Source organism: Mesorhizobium sp. LCM 4576, from assembly GCF_001854815.1.
In the GTDB taxonomy this organism is placed as follows: domain Bacteria; phylum Pseudomonadota; class Alphaproteobacteria; order Rhizobiales; family Rhizobiaceae; genus Mesorhizobium; species Mesorhizobium plurifarium.
Map to the genome: position 1 here is coordinate 676,111 of NZ_MDDT01000057.1, position 18,700 is coordinate 694,810.

26 protein-coding genes, 2 tRNA genes and 1 pseudogene are annotated in these 18,700 nt (G+C 63.3%); 17 read left to right on the forward strand and 12 right to left on the reverse strand.

Features of this window, described 5'->3' with window-relative positions:
* Positions 1–225 precede the first annotated feature (225 nt).
* From LCM4576_RS28945 to LCM4576_RS28960, 4 genes are all read left to right on the forward strand, one after another.
* The gene (locus LCM4576_RS28945; protein WP_071035806.1) at positions 226–459 is read left to right on the forward strand and encodes a DUF680 domain-containing protein; all 234 of its coding nucleotides are present in this window, start codon (positions 226–228) and stop codon (positions 457–459) included.
* A 63-nt stretch (positions 460–522) separates the two neighbouring features.
* On the forward strand, positions 523–729 hold the full coding sequence (locus LCM4576_RS28950) for a DUF680 domain-containing protein (protein WP_041010800.1): 207 nt from the start codon (positions 523–525) through the stop codon (positions 727–729).
* A gap of 333 nt (positions 730–1,062) precedes the next feature.
* The gene (locus tag LCM4576_RS28955) at positions 1,063–1,269 is read left to right on the forward strand and encodes a DUF680 domain-containing protein (protein WP_041009182.1); all 207 of its coding nucleotides are present in this window, start codon (positions 1,063–1,065) and stop codon (positions 1,267–1,269) included.
* Positions 1,270–1,564: 295 nt separating this feature from the next.
* Positions 1,565–1,822, forward strand: a complete 258-nt coding sequence (locus tag LCM4576_RS28960) for a DUF680 domain-containing protein (protein WP_040988316.1) — start codon at positions 1,565–1,567, stop codon at positions 1,820–1,822.
* A 105-nt stretch (positions 1,823–1,927) separates the two neighbouring features.
* On the opposite strand, the gene LCM4576_RS28965 is transcribed toward LCM4576_RS28960, so the two are convergent.
* From LCM4576_RS28965 to purM, 3 genes are read right to left on the reverse strand one after another with little or no spacing between them, the layout of a single operon-like run.
* Positions 1,928–2,443, reverse strand: a complete 516-nt coding sequence (locus LCM4576_RS28965) for a histidine phosphatase family protein (protein WP_071035807.1) — start codon at positions 2,441–2,443, stop codon at positions 1,928–1,930.
* Positions 2,444–2,451: 8 nt separating this feature from the next.
* The gene (gene purN, locus LCM4576_RS28970) at positions 2,452–3,159 is read right to left on the reverse strand and encodes a phosphoribosylglycinamide formyltransferase (protein ID WP_071035808.1); all 708 of its coding nucleotides are present in this window, start codon (positions 3,157–3,159) and stop codon (positions 2,452–2,454) included.
* Entirely contained in the window at positions 3,156–4,235 is a 1,080-nt protein-coding gene (gene purM, locus LCM4576_RS28975; RefSeq protein ID WP_071035930.1) for a phosphoribosylformylglycinamidine cyclo-ligase, read from the reverse strand. The genes purN and purM overlap by 4 nt, the downstream gene beginning before the upstream one ends.
* A 175-nt stretch (positions 4,236–4,410) precedes the next feature.
* Between purM and LCM4576_RS28980 the strand changes: the two genes are divergently transcribed.
* The 5 genes from LCM4576_RS28980 (at position 4,411) to LCM4576_RS29000 (ending at position 7,651) form a co-directional block, all read left to right on the forward strand.
* On the forward strand, positions 4,411–5,043 hold the full coding sequence (locus LCM4576_RS28980; RefSeq protein ID WP_083354911.1) for a CDP-alcohol phosphatidyltransferase family protein: 633 nt from the start codon (positions 4,411–4,413) through the stop codon (positions 5,041–5,043).
* A complete protein-coding gene (locus LCM4576_RS28985; RefSeq protein WP_116398028.1) occupies positions 4,940–6,202 on the forward strand; it encodes an AI-2E family transporter in 1,263 nt (420 codons plus the stop codon). Before LCM4576_RS28980 ends, LCM4576_RS28985 begins: the two co-directional genes overlap by 104 nt.
* Position 6,203: 1 nt before the next feature.
* Positions 6,204–6,908: a DnaA regulatory inactivator HdaA gene (gene hdaA, locus LCM4576_RS28990; protein WP_041009186.1), complete on the forward strand. Its 705-nt coding sequence runs from the start codon at positions 6,204–6,206 to the stop codon at positions 6,906–6,908.
* A gap of 69 nt (positions 6,909–6,977) precedes the next feature.
* The gene (locus tag LCM4576_RS28995) at positions 6,978–7,232 is read left to right on the forward strand and encodes a FitA-like ribbon-helix-helix domain-containing protein (protein ID WP_041009750.1); all 255 of its coding nucleotides are present in this window, start codon (positions 6,978–6,980) and stop codon (positions 7,230–7,232) included.
* Entirely contained in the window at positions 7,229–7,651 is a 423-nt protein-coding gene (locus LCM4576_RS29000) for a type II toxin-antitoxin system VapC family toxin (protein WP_041009188.1), read from the forward strand. The genes LCM4576_RS28995 and LCM4576_RS29000 overlap by 4 nt, the downstream gene beginning before the upstream one ends.
* A gap of 30 nt (positions 7,652–7,681) precedes the next feature.
* Here LCM4576_RS29000 and LCM4576_RS29005 read toward each other — a convergent pair whose 3' ends face one another.
* Positions 7,682–8,263: a hypothetical protein gene (locus LCM4576_RS29005; RefSeq protein ID WP_131803314.1), complete on the reverse strand. Its 582-nt coding sequence runs from the start codon at positions 8,261–8,263 to the stop codon at positions 7,682–7,684.
* A 332-nt stretch (positions 8,264–8,595) separates the two neighbouring features.
* A tRNA-Pro gene (locus LCM4576_RS29010) sits at positions 8,596–8,672 on the reverse strand.
* Between the two features lie 81 nt (positions 8,673–8,753).
* On the opposite strand from LCM4576_RS29010, the gene LCM4576_RS37595 reads away from it, so the two are divergent.
* A complete protein-coding gene (locus LCM4576_RS37595; RefSeq protein WP_274534989.1) occupies positions 8,754–8,876 on the forward strand; it encodes a hypothetical protein in 123 nt (40 codons plus the stop codon).
* Positions 8,877–8,891: 15 nt separating this feature from the next.
* Here the strand turns inward: LCM4576_RS37595 and LCM4576_RS29015 are convergent, their stop codons facing one another.
* The 3 genes and pseudogenes from LCM4576_RS29015 to LCM4576_RS37830 all read right to left on the reverse strand — a co-directional run.
* Complete coding sequence (locus tag LCM4576_RS29015; protein WP_071035931.1) at positions 8,892–10,067, reverse strand: NAD(P)/FAD-dependent oxidoreductase; 1,176 nt, start codon at positions 10,065–10,067, stop codon at positions 8,892–8,894.
* A gap of 134 nt (positions 10,068–10,201) precedes the next feature.
* Positions 10,202–10,636 carry a YybH family protein gene (locus LCM4576_RS37825; protein WP_407067409.1) on the reverse strand — a complete coding sequence of 145 codons (435 nt, stop codon included), beginning with the start codon at positions 10,634–10,636 and terminating at the stop codon, positions 10,202–10,204.
* Positions 10,610–11,170: pseudogene (locus LCM4576_RS37830) on the reverse strand (NADPH-dependent FMN reductase); the annotation flags it as partial. The gene LCM4576_RS37825 and the pseudogene LCM4576_RS37830, both read right to left, overlap by 27 nt.
* Positions 11,171–11,415: 245 nt before the next feature.
* On the opposite strand from LCM4576_RS37830, the gene LCM4576_RS29025 reads away from it, so the two are divergent.
* From LCM4576_RS29025 to LCM4576_RS29040, 4 genes are all read left to right on the forward strand, one after another.
* On the forward strand, positions 11,416–11,721 hold the full coding sequence (locus LCM4576_RS29025; protein WP_041009755.1) for an ETC complex I subunit: 306 nt from the start codon (positions 11,416–11,418) through the stop codon (positions 11,719–11,721).
* 54 nt (positions 11,722–11,775) lie between these two features.
* Positions 11,776–11,852, forward strand: a tRNA-Arg gene (locus LCM4576_RS29030).
* Between the two features lie 295 nt (positions 11,853–12,147).
* The gene (locus tag LCM4576_RS37605; protein WP_071035812.1) at positions 12,148–12,768 is read left to right on the forward strand and encodes a CatB-related O-acetyltransferase; all 621 of its coding nucleotides are present in this window, start codon (positions 12,148–12,150) and stop codon (positions 12,766–12,768) included.
* A gap of 16 nt (positions 12,769–12,784) precedes the next feature.
* Positions 12,785–13,756: a glycosyltransferase gene (locus LCM4576_RS29040; RefSeq protein WP_083361555.1), complete on the forward strand. Its 972-nt coding sequence runs from the start codon at positions 12,785–12,787 to the stop codon at positions 13,754–13,756.
* A 289-nt stretch (positions 13,757–14,045) separates the two neighbouring features.
* Here LCM4576_RS29040 and LCM4576_RS29045 read toward each other — a convergent pair whose 3' ends face one another.
* Complete coding sequence (locus tag LCM4576_RS29045; RefSeq protein WP_040988328.1) at positions 14,046–14,288, reverse strand: DUF982 domain-containing protein; 243 nt, start codon at positions 14,286–14,288, stop codon at positions 14,046–14,048.
* A gap of 378 nt (positions 14,289–14,666) precedes the next feature.
* On the opposite strand from LCM4576_RS29045, the gene LCM4576_RS36640 reads away from it, so the two are divergent.
* Entirely contained in the window at positions 14,667–14,831 is a 165-nt protein-coding gene (locus tag LCM4576_RS36640) for a hypothetical protein (protein WP_157900518.1), read from the forward strand.
* 154 nt (positions 14,832–14,985) lie between these two features.
* Here LCM4576_RS36640 and LCM4576_RS29050 read toward each other — a convergent pair whose 3' ends face one another.
* Positions 14,986–15,231 (reverse strand): DUF982 domain-containing protein, encoded by a 246-nt coding sequence (locus tag LCM4576_RS29050; RefSeq protein WP_071035814.1) that lies wholly within the window; start codon positions 15,229–15,231, stop codon positions 14,986–14,988.
* 107 nt (positions 15,232–15,338) lie between these two features.
* The gene (locus LCM4576_RS29055) at positions 15,339–15,533 is read right to left on the reverse strand and encodes a hypothetical protein (protein WP_071035815.1); all 195 of its coding nucleotides are present in this window, start codon (positions 15,531–15,533) and stop codon (positions 15,339–15,341) included.
* Between the two features lie 429 nt (positions 15,534–15,962).
* Here LCM4576_RS29055 and LCM4576_RS29060 point away from each other — a divergent pair, with 429 nt between their 5' ends.
* A complete protein-coding gene (locus tag LCM4576_RS29060) occupies positions 15,963–16,322 on the forward strand; it encodes a helix-turn-helix transcriptional regulator (protein WP_041009196.1) in 360 nt (119 codons plus the stop codon).
* Between the two features lie 776 nt (positions 16,323–17,098).
* On the forward strand, positions 17,099–17,887 hold the full coding sequence (locus tag LCM4576_RS29065) for a 2-keto-4-pentenoate hydratase (RefSeq protein WP_071035816.1): 789 nt from the start codon (positions 17,099–17,101) through the stop codon (positions 17,885–17,887).
* Here LCM4576_RS29065 and LCM4576_RS29070 read toward each other — a convergent pair whose 3' ends face one another.
* A complete protein-coding gene (locus LCM4576_RS29070) occupies positions 17,888–18,697 on the reverse strand; it encodes an ABC transporter permease (protein ID WP_071035817.1) in 810 nt (269 codons plus the stop codon). It abuts the gene before it with no gap.
* Positions 18,698–18,700: the final 3 nt, after the last annotated feature.

Sequence of the window (18,700 nt, forward strand, 5' to 3'; positions counted from 1 at the left end):
CCCATCTGGCGATGATGGCCCTAAACGACTGGTATTAAATGATAAAAATGTGGCCGCTGCATCGTTCACGCAATTTCAAGATCGAACCGAACGGTTCGGTTCACAACTTTTCGTGATTGGAAATGGCAACAGGGCCGACCCATTTCGGGGTGGTCCGAGCGACGCGAATTTCCATTAAGGCACGCCACTAGACGGACACGACTTTTGAAATCTGGAGTACCTAAAATGAACAAGATTGCTTTTGCCGCCGTTGCCTTCCTCATTGCCACGGGCAGCGCTTTCGCCGGCAGCGACCACTTCAACCCCAATGATGCCAACCAGTCGGCGGTAACGGCCCCGGCGGRCAACGTCGATCGCACCGTCACCGGCTCGATCAGCAAGTTCGAACAGCGCTTCATCAAGAACGCGCCGAGCTCGAACCAGCAGGAATCCGGCCAGGGCCTCTGGGGCAACCACTAAGCTGGTTCCAGTCCTGACCAATATCTCAACCCAATCATCAACTTTGAATTTGGAGTAACTCAAATGACCAAGATCGCTCTTACCGCCGCCGCCCTGCTTGTCGCCACTGGCGCCGCTTTCGCTGGGTCCGACCACTACAACCCCAACGAAGCCAACCGGCCGGCCGCTTCGGTCGACACCTCGGTCACCGCTTCGATCAAGAAGTCGGACGCGAATGTCCAGAAGCCGGCGGCTCAGGCTCCTGCCCAGGATCTGTTCGGCAACCGCTGAACGGCCCGGTCTTCCAAGACTCTCTCCCAAGACTTCGAAGCGGCGGGCTTGTCCCGCCGCTCTGTTTTTCTGCAGCCGGCTACCCTTGGGCCGGCTTTCCGGGGTTGATCAAGCATTCATCACGAAGCGGTGATGCCTGTAACGACGCCCCTGGTGCCGTCGAAGTGGGAGCAAGGGCCGATAGACGGGGCCGATGCCAGGAAATTCAAGGAGTGGAGCGAGCGGGCGGCACCCGGGCGATTGTCCGAGGCTGTCCCATGCCGATCCACCAGGTCATCGGATCGTCAATCGCGCCCGACCAAACAGCTCAACCCGAAACCAGGAGTATTTGAAATGACCAAGATCGCTCTTACCGCTGCCGCCCTGCTTGTCGCCACTGGCGCCGCCTTCGCTGGGTCGGATCACTACAATCCCAATGAGGCCAACCGGCAGGCTGCTTCGGTCGACACCTCGTTCACCGCTTCGATCAAGAAGTCGGACGCGAATGTCCGGAAGCCCGCGCCCCAGGCCGAGGCCCAGGACCTGTTCGGCAATCGCTGAACGGCCCGGTCTTCCAAGACCCTCTCTTCCAAGACCCTTGAGCGGCGGGACAAGCCCGCCGCTCTGCTTTTCGACAGCCGGCTATCGCCGGGTTGGATCGATCACAAGGATTTGTCATCACAAGCATTTGTAATTGTTTGTCTTTTTCCGGGCCAAATCCAAGCCGAGGCTGCTGTGGTGGCTGAAAAACGGATTGGCCGGGAATAAATCCCGACCGTCGCGGGTCTTGTCGGCAGCGGGGCCATCCTCCCAAGGCCACCGCCCCGACGAAACCAGATGAACAAGGAAAACTGAAATGACCAGGATCGCTCTCACCACTGCCGCAATGCTTCTCGCGATGGGCTCCGCCTTCGCCGGCAGCGATCATGCCGGAAGCAGCCATTATGACCCTAACGATGCCAATCGGCCGACCGCCGGCGTCGACACCAGCCTCACCGCTTCGATCCGCAAGCATGAGGTGGCGAGGCCGGGTGATGTCGACAATTCGATGACCACCGGTCCCGCCGGTTCCAAGGCTTGGCCCGATCCGGGCCAGGGCATCTGGGGCAACTGATTTTCACCCCGAAATGTCAAAGGCGGCGGGCTTGCTCCGCCGCCTTTTGTACTGAGCGGCGACGAAGCGCCAATTCTTTTCTTGCCGGGAGATTGGCGGCGTCGTCTACGCCAGATCCTTCGGCCGAATGCAATGGGTCAGCCGGGCGCCGCGAAAGTCGAGGTCCACCCAATCCTCGTCCAGCGTGAATCGCGCGAGCGCCGCCGTCGGAAACTTCGCTTCGATCTTCTTGAAGACGCTCTCATCCGATCCGGCGCCCGCCAGCCGCAACCCAAACTGCTGCAGGCCGGGATTGTGGCCGATCACGAGCAGGTTGGTTGCCTTGGCCTGCCGCACCCGCGCCAGAATGGTGGCAGGCGCCGCCTCGTAGAGTTCTTCCGCAAATTCCGCCTGCACATGCTTCGGCAGCTCCTGGGCAACCAGCCGCCAGGTGTCGCGGGTGCGCAGCGTCGGCGAGACCAGCGCCAGATCCGGCAGCCAGCCGCGCCGGGCAAGCTCCCGCCCCATCAGCGGCGCCGTCTTCAAGCCGCGCGGGGCCAGCGGCCGGTCGAAATCGGCAAGTGCCGGACCGTCCCAGCTCGACTTCGCGTGGCGCAGGATCAGCAGTTGTTTCAGGAGCATTGACGCCTCTACGGCGTGATCCGCGCCAGCTGTTCGAGGTCGGTTTCTTCGCGCAGTGGATCCGGCGCCATCACCACCGAGGTGGCGTTGTCGGCGTCGTCGGCGAAATGGGCGAGCACGGTGTGGCCCTTTTCCATGCGCGCCTTGCCTTCGGCGACCAGACCGAGCGCCAGCGGGTAGAGCCGGTGTTCCACCTTCAACACCCGTGCGGCAAGCGTATCCTCATTGTCGCCGACCATCACCGGCACCGCGGCCTGGGCGATGAGCGGGCCGTCATCCATCTMGGGCGTAACGAAATGCACCGAGCAGCCATGGATGCGAACGCCGGCGCGGATCGCGCGCGCATGCGTGTCCAGACCCTTGAAGGCCGGCAGCAGGGCGGGGTGGATGTTGATCATGCGCCCCTGCCATTTCTCGACGAGGCCGCGGCCGAGGATGCGCATATAGCCGGCGAGCGCGACGATGTCGGCGCCGAAGCCGGTAAGCGCCGCGTCGATCGCGGCGTCATAGGCATCCTTGCTCGGATGGTCGGCGCGCTGGATGACCTTGGTGGCGATGCCGCGCGACTGCGCGATGCCGAGGCCCGCGGCGTTCGCCCGGTCGGAGATGACGCCGACGATCTCGGCCGGATAGGCTGGGTCGCTGGCCGCCGCAATCAGCGCCGTCATGTTCGAGCCGCGTCCCGAGATCAGGACGACCGTGCGCTTCCTGCTCATAGGCCGATCGAGCCCCTGTAGATGACACCGGCGTCGCGTCGCGGCACGATTCGGCCGATCGGCGTCACGGTCTCGCCGGCTTCCTGCAGCACCGCCGCGACCTGTGCTGCCTGGCCGGAGGCGACGGCGAGGATCATGCCGATGCCGCAGTTGAAGGTGCGCATCATCTCTTGCGGCGCGACGCCGCCGGTCCTTGCCAGCCACGAGAACACCGGCGGCACGTCGATCGCCTCGAGGTCGAGCTCGGCCGAAAAATCCTTGGGCAGCACGCGCGGAATGTTTTCCGGGAAACCGCCGCCGGTGATGTGCGCGAGCGCCTTGATGYCATGCGTGTTGCGGATCGCCTTGAGGATCGACTTCACATAGATGCGCGTCGGCTCGAGCAGCGCCTCGGCTAGGCTGAGTTCCTCGTTGAAGGGCGCCGGATCGCTCCAGGCAAGACCGCTCGTCGCCACGATCCGGCGCACCAGCGAAAAGCCGTTCGAGTGCAGCCCCGACGAGGCGAGGCCGAGCAGCACGTCGCCCTCGACGATGTCGTCGGTCGGAAGCAGTTGTCCGCGCTCGGCGGCGCCGACCGCGAAACCGGCAAGGTCGTAGTCCTTGTCGTGATACATGCCGGGCATTTCGGCAGTCTCGCCGCCGATCAGCGCGCAGCCCGCCTGCCGGCAGCCTTGCGCGATGCCACCGACGATCGCGGCGCCCTGGTCCGGATCGAGCTTGCCGGTGGCGAAATAGTCGAGGAAGAACAGCGGCTCGGCGCCCTGCACGACGATGTCGTTGACGCACATGGCGACGAGGTCGATGCCGATCGTGTCGTGCTTACCGGAATCGATAGCGATCTTGAGCTTGGTGCCGACGCCGTCATTGGCCGCGACCAGCACCGGGTCGGTGAAGCCGGCGGCCTTCAAATCGAAGAGGCCGCCGAAGCCGCCGATCTCACCGTCGGCGCCCGGCCGGCGCGTCGCGCGCACCAGCGGCTTGATCTTCTCGACCATCAGATTGCCGGCATCGATATCGACGCCCGCCTCGGCATAGGTGAGCCCGTTCTTGCGCTTGGCCTTGTCGCCCTTGCTCATCGTCGGCTCGTCCCTGTTGGTCATTGCGGGCTCTTCGCATGAATGGTTTCGGGGAGCAAGGCGCGAGAGCTAATCTCCCTCAAGGGGGAGATTGCTCGCTTCATCGGCTCGCCCTTGCGCCCACCTCCCATCTACCTCATCTTTTCCCCAACAAACAAAGACGACGGGACATCACGTGACCTTTCCCAACATGATCACGATCATGCGGCTGCTGCTCGTGCCCGCCGTGGTRCTGGCCATGCTGCAGTCGCTTTGGGGTTGGGCCTTTGCCGGCTTCCTCGTCGCCGGCATTTCCGATGGTGTCGACGGCTTCATCGCGCGTCGCTGGAACCAGTCGTCCCGCCTCGGCGCCTATCTCGATCCGGTCGCCGACAAGCTCCTGCTGGTCTCCGTCTTCGTCGTCATGGGCTTTGCCGGCGAACTGCCGCTCTGGCTGGTGGTGACCGTGGTCTCGCGTGACGGGCTGATCGTCTGCGCGGTGCTCTTGTCCAGCGTGATGAGCCATCCGGTCGAGGTGAAGCCGCTCTTTGTATCGAAAGCCAACACCGCCGCGCAGATCGTGCTGGCGGCGCTTGTGCTGGGCGAACTTGCCTTTTCCGTGCATCTCGGCCCGTTGCGGACCGCGCTCATATTGCTGACCGGGGTCTTGACCGTGGCTTCGGCCGCAGCCTATCTCGTGGCTTGGCTAAGGCATATGAGCGGCTATGGCGAAGGCTCCCGGACGAGCAACTCCCAAACCGGCGACATCAAGTCGGGCGACACCAAGTCGGGCATCGGCAAATCAGGCGGCTCAAGCACGGACGTCTGACGATGATGGCGCGGTGATCGCCGTTGAGGACGGCTCGGGCGGACTTCGCCGCCAGGTCTTCTTCTGGCTGGCGACGGCGGTGCTGCTGGCRCTGTTCCTCTATGTCTTCTCGGRCATCCTCCTGCCTTTCGTCGCCGGCATGGTGCTCGCCTATYTCCTCGATCCGGTCGCCGACTGGCTGCAGCGGCTCGGCCTCTCGCGCCTCATGGCGACGGTGGTGATCCTGATCGCTTTCATCGTCGTCGTGGTGCTGGCCTTCGTCATCCTGGTCCCGGTGCTGGCCACGCAGATGGCCGATTTCGCCCGCAAGCTGCCAGAATACCTCACGCGCCTGCAGTCGCTGATCACCAGCTTCGACCCGAAATGGCTGGAACAGCGTTTTGGCGTCAACGCCGCCGGCCTGCGCGACGGGCTGAACTCGCTCTTGACCTCCGGCTTCARCCTGCTCACCACCGTCTTCACCTCGATCTGGAGCTCGGGCGTGGCGCTGGTCTCGGTGGTCAGCCTGTTCGTCGTCACCCCGGTCGTCGCCTTCTACATGCTGCTCGACTGGGACCGCATGGTGGCCGAGGTCGACGGCTGGGTGCCGCGCGACCATGTCGAGACTGTGCGCGCGCTTGCCCGCGACATCAACACCGCCACCGCCGGTTTCGTGCGCGGGCAGGRCACGCTATGCCTTGTGCTCGGCGCCATGTACGCCACCGGGCTGACGCTGAYCGGATTGAACTTCGCCATCCTCATCGGCTTCTTCGCCGGGGTGATCTCCTTCATCCCCTATGTCGGCTCGCTGACCGGGCTGGTGCTCGCCGTCGGCGTCGCCTTCGTCCAGTTCTGGCCGGACTGGACCRTGGTGGTGCTGGTAGCCTGCGTGTTCTTCGTCGGCCAATTCATCGAGGGCAACATCCTGCAGCCCAGGCTGGTCGGAAAGAGCGTCGGCCTGCATCCGGTGTGGCTGATGTTCGCGCTGTTTGCCTTCGGCGCGCTGTTCGGCTTCGTCGGCCTGTTGATTGCCGTGCCGGCCTCGGCGGCGATTGCCGTGCTGGTGCGCTTCGCCATCGCCCGCTACCTCGAATCGCCGCTCTACAAAGGCCATGCCGCCCAGCCCGTGCCGCCYTTGCCGGCCGATCGCGGCGGCGGCCATCGCTCGACGCGGGGCTGAAATGGCTGCTCAGCCAGCAGATACGCCGCGCCAGCTGCCGCTCGATCTCGGCCACGGCACCGGCTATTCGCGCGACGAGCTCGTCGTCTCGGGCACCAACGCGCAAGCCGCATCCCTGATCGACCGCTGGCCGGATTGGCCGTCGCCGGTGGTCGTGCTGGCCGGGCCGCCGGGCTCCGGCAAGACGCATCTCGCCCGCATCTGGCAGGATCGCACGCATGCCGTCGCCATCGATCCCGGCCGCATCGGCGGGCACATTGCCGGGCTCGGCGTCAGGCCGGCGCTCATCGACGACATCGACAAGGCGGCGATCGACGAGCAGGGCCTTTTCCATCTGATCAACGCCGTGCGCGGCGCGGGTTCGACGCTGCTGCTCACGGCGCGGCGTTTCCCTTCGGCCTGGCGCGTCGCGCTGCCCGACCTCGTCTCGCGGTTGAAGGCGGCGGCGACGGTCGAGATCCACGAGCCCGACGACCTGCTGCTCGCCGGCGTCATCACGAAGCTCTTCGCCGACCGTCAGGTCGAGGTCGAGCCGCATGTGGTGCAATATCTGGTACGCCGCATCGAGCGCTCGCTAGGTACCGCCATGCGCGTCGTCGAGCGCCTCGATCGCGCAGCCCTCGAACGCAAGACGCCGATCACCCGCGCCCTGGCCGCCGAGACCGTCAGCGCCATGGACGAAGGGCAGGGCGAGTTCGATATCTGATGTTGCCCGCCAGTGACATCAGGAACGCTTGGTGCTATTGATGATATCAGTGATATGGGACTGATATCAATGGGTGCTGTTACAATCAGAAATCTTCCGGAGGAGACGCATCGCGCCTTGCGTGTGCGCGCGGCCATCAATGGCCGCAGCACCGAAGCGGAAATCCGCGCCATCCTTGAGGATGCCGTTCGACCGGAGGGGCGTGTCAGGGTGGGCACGCTTTTGTCCGCCATCGCTCGGCGGGCGGGCGTGACGGACGAGGACGTTGAAGCACTTGAACAAGCCCGTGAGAAAAACCCGGCTGAGCCGCCGAAATTCGAATGATTCTCCTGGACACCAACGTCGTTTCGGAGGTGATGAGACCGCAGCCTAATCCCGCGGTCCTGGCCTGGCTGGACGACCAGGTCGCCGAGACACTCTATCTGTCCAGCGTCACGCTGGCGGAAGTGCTGTTCGGCATCGAAGCTATGCCCGCCGGCCGGAGAAAAAATGCGCTTGCTGAAACCTTTGCCGGGGTATGCACAATCTTCGATCAGCGCATGCTCGTCTTCGATGTCGAGGCGGCGCGCCGCTATTCCAGCCTTGCTGCAAAGGCGAGAGCCGCCGGAAAGGGGTTTCCGGTGCCTGATGGGTACATCGCAGCTATCGCCGCCGCGAAAGGCTTTCAGGTTGCTTCGCGTGACACGGCGCCGTTTCATGCGGCTGGCGTGTCCGTGATCAACCCGTGGAAGCCTGCGGCCTAGCTGYCCCATTCCGGAACAGTCTTTCCGGCATCACTCTTGCAAAGCAGACAGTGCCGGCTGATCCCGGTCCCGGTCGCGTTCCAGATCGGGTTGTAGGCTCGCCGGGCTCGAGGTGTTGGGGTTCTCGCCCGGCGGGTTTACCGTTCGGCGGCTTGAAATGGGCCAGGTCCGCGCACTCTTGAGCCGGTCCCGCAGCTTTCGCCATTTTCGCCACCACCTTGGCTTGGGCTTGCGCGGGATCAGGACCATCTTGCCGTCGATGACGGCGTCGTCCACCCAGTCATGTACCTGCATGCGCCAACCGGCGGTGACGCGGGCAAGCAGGGGCAGYGGATCCTCGCCCGTGATCCGCACTAGGTCCGGTTCCTTCAGCACGAGGCGGAAATCGAATCCCTGGGCAATGAGCGCGCGCAGGAACACGATCTGGCGCTCCATGCGATGGAAGTCGGTGCCCTTGCGATTGACCATCGTGCGGGCGCCAATCCACTGGTGCAACCGTTCACCGGATAGCATTTCGCCCGGTGGTCGGAAGGAAACCTGTTGGCGCCCGTCCTCAAGGCGGCTCGTCGGCGCCATCGGATACCAGAAGTCAAGCGGCGTGCGGATCGGCACGCTGACGCCTACTGCTGCAAGCGCGGCCTCGCTCGCGCCGCGCCGGAGGCAGATCGCGCTCTGCGCCGTGAATCCCAGTCCCGCAACCGCAGCAAGCTGCCGCCGCCATCGCAAAGGCGGCGTTGACGCGGTCGCCTATGAGAGGAGACCACAAGTCGCGCGGCACCCATTTCAGCCGCTGCCCGGCAACATCCACGACGACGATGATGTCGGTGTGGYGCCCCAATTGTCCCTGTGGAGGGGCGCCACGGCCACGGCTGTCACGATATGCGCCTCTCCGGCTAGGCTCATTGGGCCGCGCCGCCGGCCTGGATGTCTTAGGGAAGAAGCGATGGTCGGAGTGGCGTGATTCGAACACGCGACCCCCTGATCCCAAATCAGGTGCGCTACCAGGCTGCGCTACACTCCGACGTCCCGCGGCGTATAGGGGGCGGACGCTTGGAAGGCAACACAAAAACGGCAGGCCCTGACCCGAACCGATGCCGCGGTGTTGAACGGCACCGGCGACTATTGGTCCGTTCCGACCGGCGGCGTGACGAAGGCCTGTCTGAAGTCGATGCTGGAAGCCTTCGCGACCTCGGTGGAGACCGTCGCCACCTTCTTGGATAAATGACGACCGGGCTTCCGCTCAGCGCTTCTGGCCGGCGATCTTCCTGGCGATCGCGGCGCCCTGGATTATTGCGTTGGCAAAGCAGCCGCGAATGCTCGGCCGCATGCCGGTGAACCAGAGTCCGGGCAGCTTCGGATCGTTCAAGGCGCCGTTGAACAGCGGCACGCTCTTGGCGTCGAGCACGCCAAGCCCACCCAGCATCGTCTCCAGCCCGGTGCGATAGCCGGTGGCGGCAATGACGACGTCGGGCGCGATCGTCTGGCCATTGTCGAGCACGACGCCATCGGGCCTGAATTCGCGCAGTTGCGGCACGACGATGATACGCCCGGCCTTGATGGCTTCGACCGCGCCGTCATCTGCGGCGATTGCCGTATAGTCGGAACCGAGCCGGCTGGCGCCGCCTGCCGGGGCAGGCGGCAGGCCGTATTTCGTCAGATCGCCGAATACCAGGCGCTGTGTTGCCGCCATGGYCGCGTCAGCGAGCCTTGTCGGCAGGCTGGCCATCAGCGGCGATATGCGGTGTACGGCGATCTTGCGGATGCGTTTGGGCAGCAGCGAAGGTCCGTTGCGCGCCGAAAGCCACATCTGGTTCGTCTCGACGCCCGAAAGATGGTTGAGCGCATCGAAGCCGGAATTGCCGGCGCCGACCACCAGCACCTTCTTGCCGGCATAGTCGCTTGCCTTGCCGAAATCAGCGGAGTGGATGATCAATCCCGAAAAATCCTCCATGCCCTTCCAGGCCGGAATGAAGGGTTGCCGGTCGCGCCCGGTGGCGATCACCACATACCGCGCCGCCATCAAGCCCACATTCGTCCGCAGCAGCCAGTGGTCGTCGCGAAATTCGATCTTGTCGACCCCGACACCGAAGGCGATCGGCAGYCGGTGCGTTTTGGCGAAATCGTTGAGGTGACGGATGACGGCGCTGCGATGCGGGAAAGCCGGCGTCCCTGCCGGATAGGAAACGCCGGGCAGTGYGGAAAGGTCGCGATGCGTGTTGAGATGCAGATTGTCGTGACGGCGATGCCAGGGCTCGGCCARCCGCCCCTCGCGTTCCAGGATTTGCACCGTCACGCCGGCCCCGGCCAGCGCGTGCGCGGCGGCAAGCCCTGCGGCGCCCGCGCCGATGACAATCGCTCCGTCCAGTATCGCTGGCTCGCCGACCCCCGACGGCAAGACTTTCGCTTCCGCGCCCATTCGTGTCTTTATCGTCGTCATCATGCCTTCAAGTGGCACGATCATGTAACTGACATATGYCGCCCACCGGCCAAAAGGAATAGGTGGCTGTTGCAAAAAACCTCCGGCATTGTGTCGCGGATTACAAGCGCYGGCTAATGAACCGGGTCGGCGTGGCGATGCACCAGCTTGAAGGCGCCATCCTCCAGCCGGAACACCTCCGTCACCCGCAAGGTCATCTCGGTCGCCTCGCCGTTCCTGCCCATGCGTGTTTTGGCATGCTGCAAGCCGGTCCAGAAGGCCAGATCGCCGCTTGCCGACGCTTGCAGCACCTCGAGGTCTGTGCTGCCACCCTTGTGGAAGCTCGCGGCGTCGCGTTCGTAGCGGCCCGCAACCGCCTCGGCGCCTTCGACATGGTCGCCGCGCGGCGAGAAGAATGTCGCCGGCCCGGCATGGGTGACGATCGCCTTCAGCGAGGTGGCATCGCCGTTGACATAGTCATCGGCGATCTTCTCACGCTGCTTCATGAAGGCATCGAAGGACGAGCCGCCGGGATGCACCCTCCTGATCCAGGTTTCCAGGCCGGCCATGAAATTCTCGAGGAAGGCGGCGGTGTCGGCATTGGTAACGGCGCCCTTGTCGTCGAGCAGGTCCGCGACATTGCCGATATAAGCCTCCGGCTGCTGCATCACCGGCATGTCGAGGAAAACGAAGGTCTGCCGAAGCGCCTGGTTGGAGCCGAAGGCGCCGATCTTGCTCGGGCTGACGCTGACGACCCCGGCGGGCAGGCCCTTGAACACGTTCTTGCCCGGTGGCCGCGAGCCGACATCGAGCGCATTCTTCAGACAGCCCGGGACCGAGCGGTTGTATTCCGGCGTGACGAACAGCACCGCGTCGCATTCGCGTATCGCCGCGCGGAAGGCCGACCACTCCGCGGGCGGGCGGTCGCCATCCAGATCCTCGTTGTAGAGCGGCAACTCGCCGATCTGGACGAAGCGGCAGCGCACCGAATCCGGCGCGCGGGCGGCCAGCGCCTTGGCGATCTTGCGGCTGAAGGATTGGGCGCGCAGGCTGCCGACGAGCACGGCGAGCTGCAGGACGGCATGTTCTGTTGCATCGGTCATGGCGAAACGTCCGTTTTGGTGGCTCACAGGGAAGGCCGGCAGGGCTCGGCCCGCCTGACGTTTCGATAATGTCGGCAGCCGAGCGAGGTTCCCCGCGCGGTCGCGGTCGCGCCTCGGCGCTTGCGGCCTTGCCGCCGCGGTGATTGCACAGTAATGACGGGTTGGCGCGAGGTTCAGGCTCCCGATGGGACCCTGGAATGGCGCTGAACAACGGTGCCCGGTCTTCGGGCGGCAAAGAGGTGGTCATGTCCGCGCGCATTTTCAGTCCAGCCAAAACCGCGATGCAATCCGGCAAGGCCAAGACCGGATATTGGGTGCTGGAATTCGACCCCGCCCAGCGCAAGAAGATCGACCCGCTGATGGGCTACACCACCTCGGGCGACATGCTGAGCCAGGTGAAGCTCACTTTCGACACGAAGGAAGAGGCGGTCGCCTATGCCGAGAAGGAAAAGATCGCCTATCGCGTCGAAGAGCCGAAGGAGGCCAAGCGCCGGCAGATTTCCTATTCGGACAATTTCCGCTATGACCGCAGGACGCCCTGGACGCACTGACTTTCGAGTCTTGCCCCACGCGGCATGAATGACCAGCCGGCTTGGCCGGCCGACGGTCCCGTAGCTCAGCTGGATAGAGCACCGGCCTTCTAAGCCGATGGTCGCAGGTTCGAATCCTGCCGGGATCGCCAGTTTATTCAGGGTCCGTTCCGGACACATAGGTTACAGTCTATACCGGAGACATGGGTAACACTTTTGGCCCGAAGGCCTTGGTGGGCAACGGTTCCGCCGGAGTAGGGCGGCGAGTCTGCTGCGGTGGAGATCATGCCCCGATCTACCGAAGTCTAGGCTGTGAATATTTCTGGCCCGGTGCAACATTCTTACGGACCGCGATCCTCTTTGCTATGATACGGCCTTCTCGTTTTCGRCAGGGGGCGAGACACGGCCAGTTGGAATGCACGGGTGCGCCTGGGCAGTTCGAGGRCTATGTCGCTGCGCGCCGAGGTGAGTTTCAAAGTGTCGACTTTTTCGAAGTGGTTGAAGGACGTTCGCCACTATCTGCCTGAGAACGCGTCCGTGGGGYGCCACACCTATGGCGTGACATGGCGAAAGATCCTTTACTGCTCGAAGGATACTCCGCTGAGGATCGGAGCCTTCTGCTCTGTCGCTCGTGAGGTGCTTTTCATGTGCGGCGGGCAGCATCTGACCGACAGTGCGACCTCCTTTCCAATCTACAGCCGCATGCTGGATCAGCGCGACCCGGTTCCGAACGCAGGCAGGCCCGGCGGGATCACGATTGGCAATGATGTCTGGATTGGCTATCGCGCCATAATGCTTCCAGGCATCGAAATCGGCGACGGTGCGGTCATCGGCGCAGGCGCAATTGTCACCAAGGACGTGCYGCGCTATGCCGTCGTCGGTGGATCTCCAGCCAAGCTGATCAGATATCGCTTTCCGCAGGATATCATCTCGAAGCTGCTGGACATCCAGTGGTGGCAATGGGACGACGATAAGATCAAAAGCGAGGCGGTCACCCTCACCGGTCCGATCGAGACTTTCATTGCMAAGCATTTTGTGGCGGGCGCCGGGGTGAAGCACGCGGACTAGCTAGGCCGGCAGCAAAATGACGAAATCCTGTTTCTTTCTGGCGGCGGATGCCAAATACTTTCCTTATGCCTGCCTGGCGGCGCGTCGGGTACTGGACGTTTCCCCATCGATAGACGGCTTTATCCTGCAAATGAACGTCGGCGCGGCCGATCTTGCCGCAGCGCGGCGATTGCTCGCCGATCGCGTCAGCRTAATCGATCTCTCGCAGATGATGCAAAATGTGCGCTTTTCCCCCGGCCATCTGAGCCTCGCGGTTTATATGCGGCTGTTCGTGGATGAGATAGCCGAGTTCGCTCCGTACGGCAGGGTTGTCTATTTGGACAGCGACGTGCTCTTCAACCGGTCGATCGTCGACCTGATGGAAACCCCGCTGAACGCGCCGCTTCTGGCGGCCCATGATGTTCAGTCGTATTTCGAGCCGGGATATCGGGAGCGCCTTTCCATGCAGCCCGGTGCCCCATATTTCAATTCTGGCGTTCTTTTGCTCGATCTGCCTTGGATCAGAAGAGATGGCCTATTGGCCACGGCTCGGCACTTTGCCTCGCTTCGCGTCAACGGACTCGATCAAGGCGCGTTGAACCTTGCATTCGAAGGCAAATGGCAGACCTTGCATCCTTCATGGAACGCCATGACCAACTACAGTTGGYAGATACCGTTCGACAGCGCCTTTGCCCGACACTTCAGTTGGGGCAAGCCTTGGGACAAGGTGCCGCTCGGCGTCGAACGCGCCGCTCTCGGCATCTATCGCGACTTGGYGAGCGGCACGCCTTGGGAGGCTGTCTTCAAGCGCCGCGTTCCTTTCGAGCGCGGCCAGATTAAGCGTTTCATCCGGCGTTTTGACAAGGTCGGTAGTCTTCTGACCAACCGTGAGCGCCTTCGCCGTCGCGCCCGCTACGACGGCAGGAAGGTGTACGAAATCTACGCCCGGCAAGCGGAAGAAGGTGCGATGGCGGCACAGTTTCCCGAGGTGCTTGGCGGCTTTGGCTGAAGCATCCGCCGCCGCGGCCTGTGGATAATAACCAGCCGTTTACCACGTCTCGGTGCTCGCGTTGCGGCCTGCCGGCCGACTCGCCGAAATGAAAGCGCCTGAACCCGTCAGGCAACCCCGAAGCCAGCGGCCGGCGTTTTCATGTATCCACGGGACGCGTGCTTGAACGCGTTCCAAGTATGCGTCGGCCGTCAGCGCGCCTCCATTGAAAACGCAAGCCCGCCGCGGCAATGGGAAACCGCGACGGGCTTGGTGACGCACCTCATAGGGCGCCAGGGGAAAATCGGGGCTACGCCAGCAGGCCGGCGACCTTGGCCGCTTTGCGCAGCGTCTTGCGGGCCTCCACCGGACTGCGCAGGCCGTCGAGCGCGTCGCGGCAGACACGGCTCGCCGAGCGCCAGGCGCCGTCGCGCGCCTGTCTGGGCCAGCGCTGGTCGAGGCATTCCATCGCTTCGAAGCAGCTCGAAACCTTGCGGTGGCCGTTTGGCTGGAAATCGATCACGACCGGCTCGGAAAACCAGACATCGTTCATCACTTCCTCCGTTCTTATGATCGTCTTTTGAGCAAGCAATCGGCGCCGGATGGCGCCCGATGCGGATCCGCGATTGCGGACCCGCGCGTTAACCAACCACCGGGCGTTAGGTTCCGAAGAATTTCAAGGCTGGGACACCCCGGGAAGCGTGTGAGCGACTAGCCTCGGCGCCCTTCGCCGTAGCTTCCGTCGGGGGTTGCATAAAAACAAAGAGATAGAGCGATCCGCTTTACGACGGGCAGTGCGTCCGGATGGGCTCTTGGGCCGGCCGATCCGCGATTGCGGATGGTCGAAAATAGCGTGACCAAAGTCACTGCCGCACCCTCGCGGGCGGCGCTAATCAATCCGGCAGGCTGATGAAACGCGGGAAGACCTCTCATGCTTATCGCCGTGCTCGCATCCACCATGACCGTTGCCACCTTGATGGCGACCGCTTTCGGGCTCTACGAGGAAGCGCGACTGAACCGCTCGCAGGCTGAAACGGATCGTCCGCGCGCGTTTCGAACGGAGCGTCGGTTTCCCGTCAAATGGCGCGATCGGTAGGTCCGACACCGCCAGGCATGTTCACTCCGCTTCAGCTGGCCATGTGCATCTTTCGCGCCGGAATCCTGCTGTCTCCGGCGGCGTTGGCGGTGCTGGCTCTTCTATGGCTTTACTATCGATAGGCCGGCTTGTAGAGCGCCGGGCCCGCCACAGCCTATTCCACCAGCACATGCGCTTCGCGCGCGGCTACGATGAAGGCCTYCCTCGCGTTGTCCGCCGCAACGTCGCCGCGGATCGCCCGCCGGCAGGCGCGCAGGGCCGCGCCATGCAGCGCGCTGCCGGCATCGCGCCATTGGCCGGTCAACAGTTCGACGGCCTGTTCGGCGTTGGATATGTGGCGGATCGAGCCGGAAAGCCCGACGGCCACTTCGACCGGCCTGGAAAACCATCCCTGGATCATCGCTAAACCTCCCGAACTATATCGGATCACGATACATTTTATCGCGGAGTTGCGTCGCGAAACGTCAACTTAACGTGAAGCCGTTTCACGAATGCGGCTCAGCTTGCTCATCTTCCAAGCGGCTTCCGTGAAAGCTCGATCAGTTCCGCTTCGTCGGYGATGCCCGCCATGTAATTGGCGATGATGCGCGAGGCGCGCGCTTCCTTCTGCTCGGCAGTCTCGCCTTCGAAATTGCCGTTTTCGTAGACACGGCCAAGCATGGCCGTTTCATCGGGATTGAACGTGTTGCGTACGACGGACATGGCTTCCTCCTCGAGCCCGGCCCCTCTTGCCTGGCTAATAATAGCACGCTTCGAGATTGGGAGTGAGTCGCGGCAAGGTCGTGGCCGAAGTCTTTTCAGCCGGGCACGCCGGTTGCTGTCTTCCTTGCTTACGGCTCGCCGCTGTTTTGCCGGCCTCGTTATATTCTTGCCGAACGAGCGCTGCGCTGATACGCATTAGCAGCGCGGAATTTTTCCGAGTCTCCATTGACTTGAGCCCAGAAAAAGCGCCGCGCGTTCTGTCCGAGACCAGCAACCCCGACGTGGTGGCAACCGGGTTACGAAAGGGTTCTGGTCGAAAAGAAGCAGGGCAGGTCCCGCGTCCAAACCGGGGCAGGCTCATCAACGCTCTGGAACCCTGAAGCCATTGCCCCCATGGCCTTCGGAGGAGCCTGAACCATGGGGAAATCGATGGTTACCAAGAAACTTACCGCCAACGCAGAAAGCGCGGCAGCCTTTCTTGCGGTGATGGGCAACGAGAAGCGTTTGCTCATCATGAATTACCTCGCCGAGGGCGAACTCTCTGTCGGCGTGCTCGCCGACAAGGTCGAACTCAGCCAGTCAGCGCTGTCGCAACACCTGGCCAAACTGCGCAGGTTTGGCCTTGTCGAAACCCGCCGTGATCGTCAGATGGTCTATTATTCCTGCAAGTCTTCGGCAGCGCGCGAACTTTTGGCGTTGCTTGACGGCCTGCTGGCGATGAACAAGCCGCTTGCCGGACCGGCAAGGCAGGCCTTCGTCGAGAGGATGCGGCGGCCGCAGGCTGCCTGAACGGACTGCTACGCACGGACGAGGCCGGGGGGCCTTCGTCCGGTGCGGCGCTTCGATGGCGCAGACTGCGCACAAGCGGGCCGCATCGCGACGCCGCCCACGTTCCTTAAACTGCTCTGGCCATGCCGCTCGCCGCGCGGTTCATCACGTTTCTTTGAGAGGCGGTGCTTCGAAGCTCGGTTCTCGCTGCAAATTTCTGATAATAAAGGGTTTTCTTGTTCTGGCCGGTCCCGGCACAGCCGAAGATTACAGATTTGTAAGTCGCCTGGCCGGGCGCTGTTGGCTAAATTTCGAGTCGATCCACACCCCCGGATCATGACGGCGCCGAGCTTCCACTTCGGCCCCGTAAGAGGCTCGCCGATCACGGCGGGCCTCTTTCGTTTTGGGGCCCCGTGCCTTGCCGCGCTCACCAATGCATGTCGCCCAGAAGTGCGCGGCGATTCTGGACAACGACATGCATCAAGCACAGGCCTGAGGCGCGTCGCCTGAATCCGTTCCAGCGCGACGCGCTTTAGGAGCAATCCCAGGAAAAGTGTGAGCGGTTTTCCGTCCGGAATTGCGTAAAAACAACGGGATAGAGCGGTTCGCCGTTTCCGTGAAACGCTCTGGCGCGATCACCGCCTTTGGTGTCGTCGGGAGCTGCTGTCCGGTAATCTGGACTCTCGATTCCCCGTCACCTATCGTCTCGCTTGGTTCACATTGCGCAATGCTCCATGCCGGGCTCCCGATCCGAGAAGCGGCKGGCAACGTGGCATTCTTGATCTTCGGTGCTGACGATGTTCGGTACGCAAAAAGCCAGGGCCGCTTCGCGCCTGTTGGTGACCCACTGGGACAATGGCACCCGTCTCGATGCGATACCCGAGACGGTGCGGCCGCAAACGCGTTCGGAAGGCTATGCCGTCCAATCGTATGTGATGGATCGCTCGACGGCTCYGCTTTTCGGYTGGAAAATTGYCGCCACCAGCCTGGCGGGGCAGAGGCACATCAACGTCGATGGTCCGATGGCGGGGCGACTGYTGGCGGAGAAGGCGGTCGAGGTCGGCGGGGCCGTTTCGCTGGCGACAAGCAGGATGYGCGTGGCCGAAATCGAATTCGCCTTTCGCTTCGGCCGCGCCCTGAAGCCACGCGCCAAACCCTATGAGATTGCCGAGGTGATGGATGCCGTGGCGACCCTGCACCCGGCGATCGAGATACCGGACTCTCGATATGATGATTTCTGCGCGGTCGGCGCGGCGCAACTCATCGCGGACAATGCCTGCGCCAACCTGTTCGTCATCGGCGAGGCCGTGGAAGACGGTTGGCGCGATGTGGATCTGGCGAGGCACCCGGTGGTCGGGTTCGTCACCGGGAAGTCGCGTCACGACGGATCGGGAGCGGCTGTGCTGGGCGATCCCCGGATCGCCCTTCAATGGATCGTCAACGAATTGTCGGGCCTGGGCATCGCGCTGGAGCCGGGGCAGGTGGTGATAACCGGCACCTGCGTCAAGCCGATAGAAGTCGAGCCGGGCGATGAAGTCACCGGCGACCTGGGCAGGTTCGGTCGCGTCTCTGTCAGGTTTGTCTGATCAGGCCTTCACGGCGCGCTGCCTTGTGACGACGCTGCGCACGGCGAGCACCAGAACGGTGATGATGATCAGGATCACCGAGAGCGCCGCGATCGCCGGGTCGATGTTGTCGCGCAGGCCCATCCACATCAGGCGCGGCAACGTGATCGCGTTGACCGAGGTGATGAACAGCGTCACGCCGATCTCTTCCCAGGAGAGCACGAAAGAAAGCAGCGCCGCGGTGACGATGCCGAACTTGATGTTGGKTATGACGACGCGCGTCGCACGCTCCCACACGCTGGCGCCGAGGCCGCGCGCGGCAAGATCGATGCGGCGATCCAGCTGGCTCAGCGAGACCAGGATCAGCACCGTGGCAAAAGGCACCGTCATCACCGAATGCGCCATGGCGACGCCGAGCCAGGTGTCGTAGCCGAAGAACGAGGTCAGGCCGGAGACCGAGGTGAGCAGGAAATAGAGCGTCACCGCAGAGAYCACCGGCGGCACCACCATCGGCAACAGCACGAAGCCGACCAGGGCGGCGGTGAAGCGCGGCTGGAACATCCAGACGCCGAGGCTGAAGGTGAGGGCAAGCGCCGTGGAGAGGATACTGCTGACGACGCCGATCCTGAGCGAAAGCAGGATCGAGTCCAGCCAGCGCGGATCCTCGATCAGCGAGCGGTAGTGGCGCAGCGACAGTTCGCCCGTCGGCATGGTCAGCATGCGGCTCGGCGTCAGCGACACCGGGATGACGGCAAGCAGCGGCATCAAAAGGAACAGCGCCACCAGCACGGCGAGGATGAGCGAGACGGGGCCGGGGCGATAGGTCGGCATCGC

Bases quoted from the DNA above. Each gene is read 5' to 3' on its own strand.
- LCM4576_RS28995 (WP_041009750.1), top strand. From the start codon at position 6,978: ATGGGTGCTGTTACAATCAGAAATCTTCCGGAGGAGACGCATCGCGCC.
- LCM4576_RS29025 (WP_041009755.1), top strand. From the start codon at position 11,416: ATGTCCGCGCGCATTTTCAGTCCAGCCAAAACCGCGATGCAATCCGGC.
- hdaA (WP_041009186.1), top strand. From the start codon at position 6,204: ATGGCTGCTCAGCCAGCAGATACGCCGCGCCAGCTGCCGCTCGATCTC.
- LCM4576_RS28955 (WP_041009182.1), top strand. From the start codon at position 1,063: ATGACCAAGATCGCTCTTACCGCTGCCGCCCTGCTTGTCGCCACTGGC.
- LCM4576_RS29000 (WP_041009188.1), top strand. From the start codon at position 7,229: ATGATTCTCCTGGACACCAACGTCGTTTCGGAGGTGATGAGACCGCAG.
- LCM4576_RS28960 (WP_040988316.1), top strand. From the start codon at position 1,565: ATGACCAGGATCGCTCTCACCACTGCCGCAATGCTTCTCGCGATGGGC.
- LCM4576_RS28950 (WP_041010800.1), top strand. From the start codon at position 523: ATGACCAAGATCGCTCTTACCGCCGCCGCCCTGCTTGTCGCCACTGGC.
- LCM4576_RS37825 (WP_407067409.1), bottom strand. From the start codon at position 10,636: ATGGCCGGCCTGGAAACCTGGATCAGGAGGGTGCATCCCGGCGGCTCG.
- LCM4576_RS36640 (WP_157900518.1), top strand. From the start codon at position 14,667: ATGCTTATCGCCGTGCTCGCATCCACCATGACCGTTGCCACCTTGATG.
- LCM4576_RS28965 (WP_071035807.1), bottom strand. From the start codon at position 2,443: ATGCTCCTGAAACAACTGCTGATCCTGCGCCACGCGAAGTCGAGCTGG.
- LCM4576_RS29045 (WP_040988328.1), bottom strand. From the start codon at position 14,288: ATGAACGATGTCTGGTTTTCCGAGCCGGTCGTGATCGATTTCCAGCCA.
- LCM4576_RS29060 (WP_041009196.1), top strand. From the start codon at position 15,963: ATGGTTACCAAGAAACTTACCGCCAACGCAGAAAGCGCGGCAGCCTTT.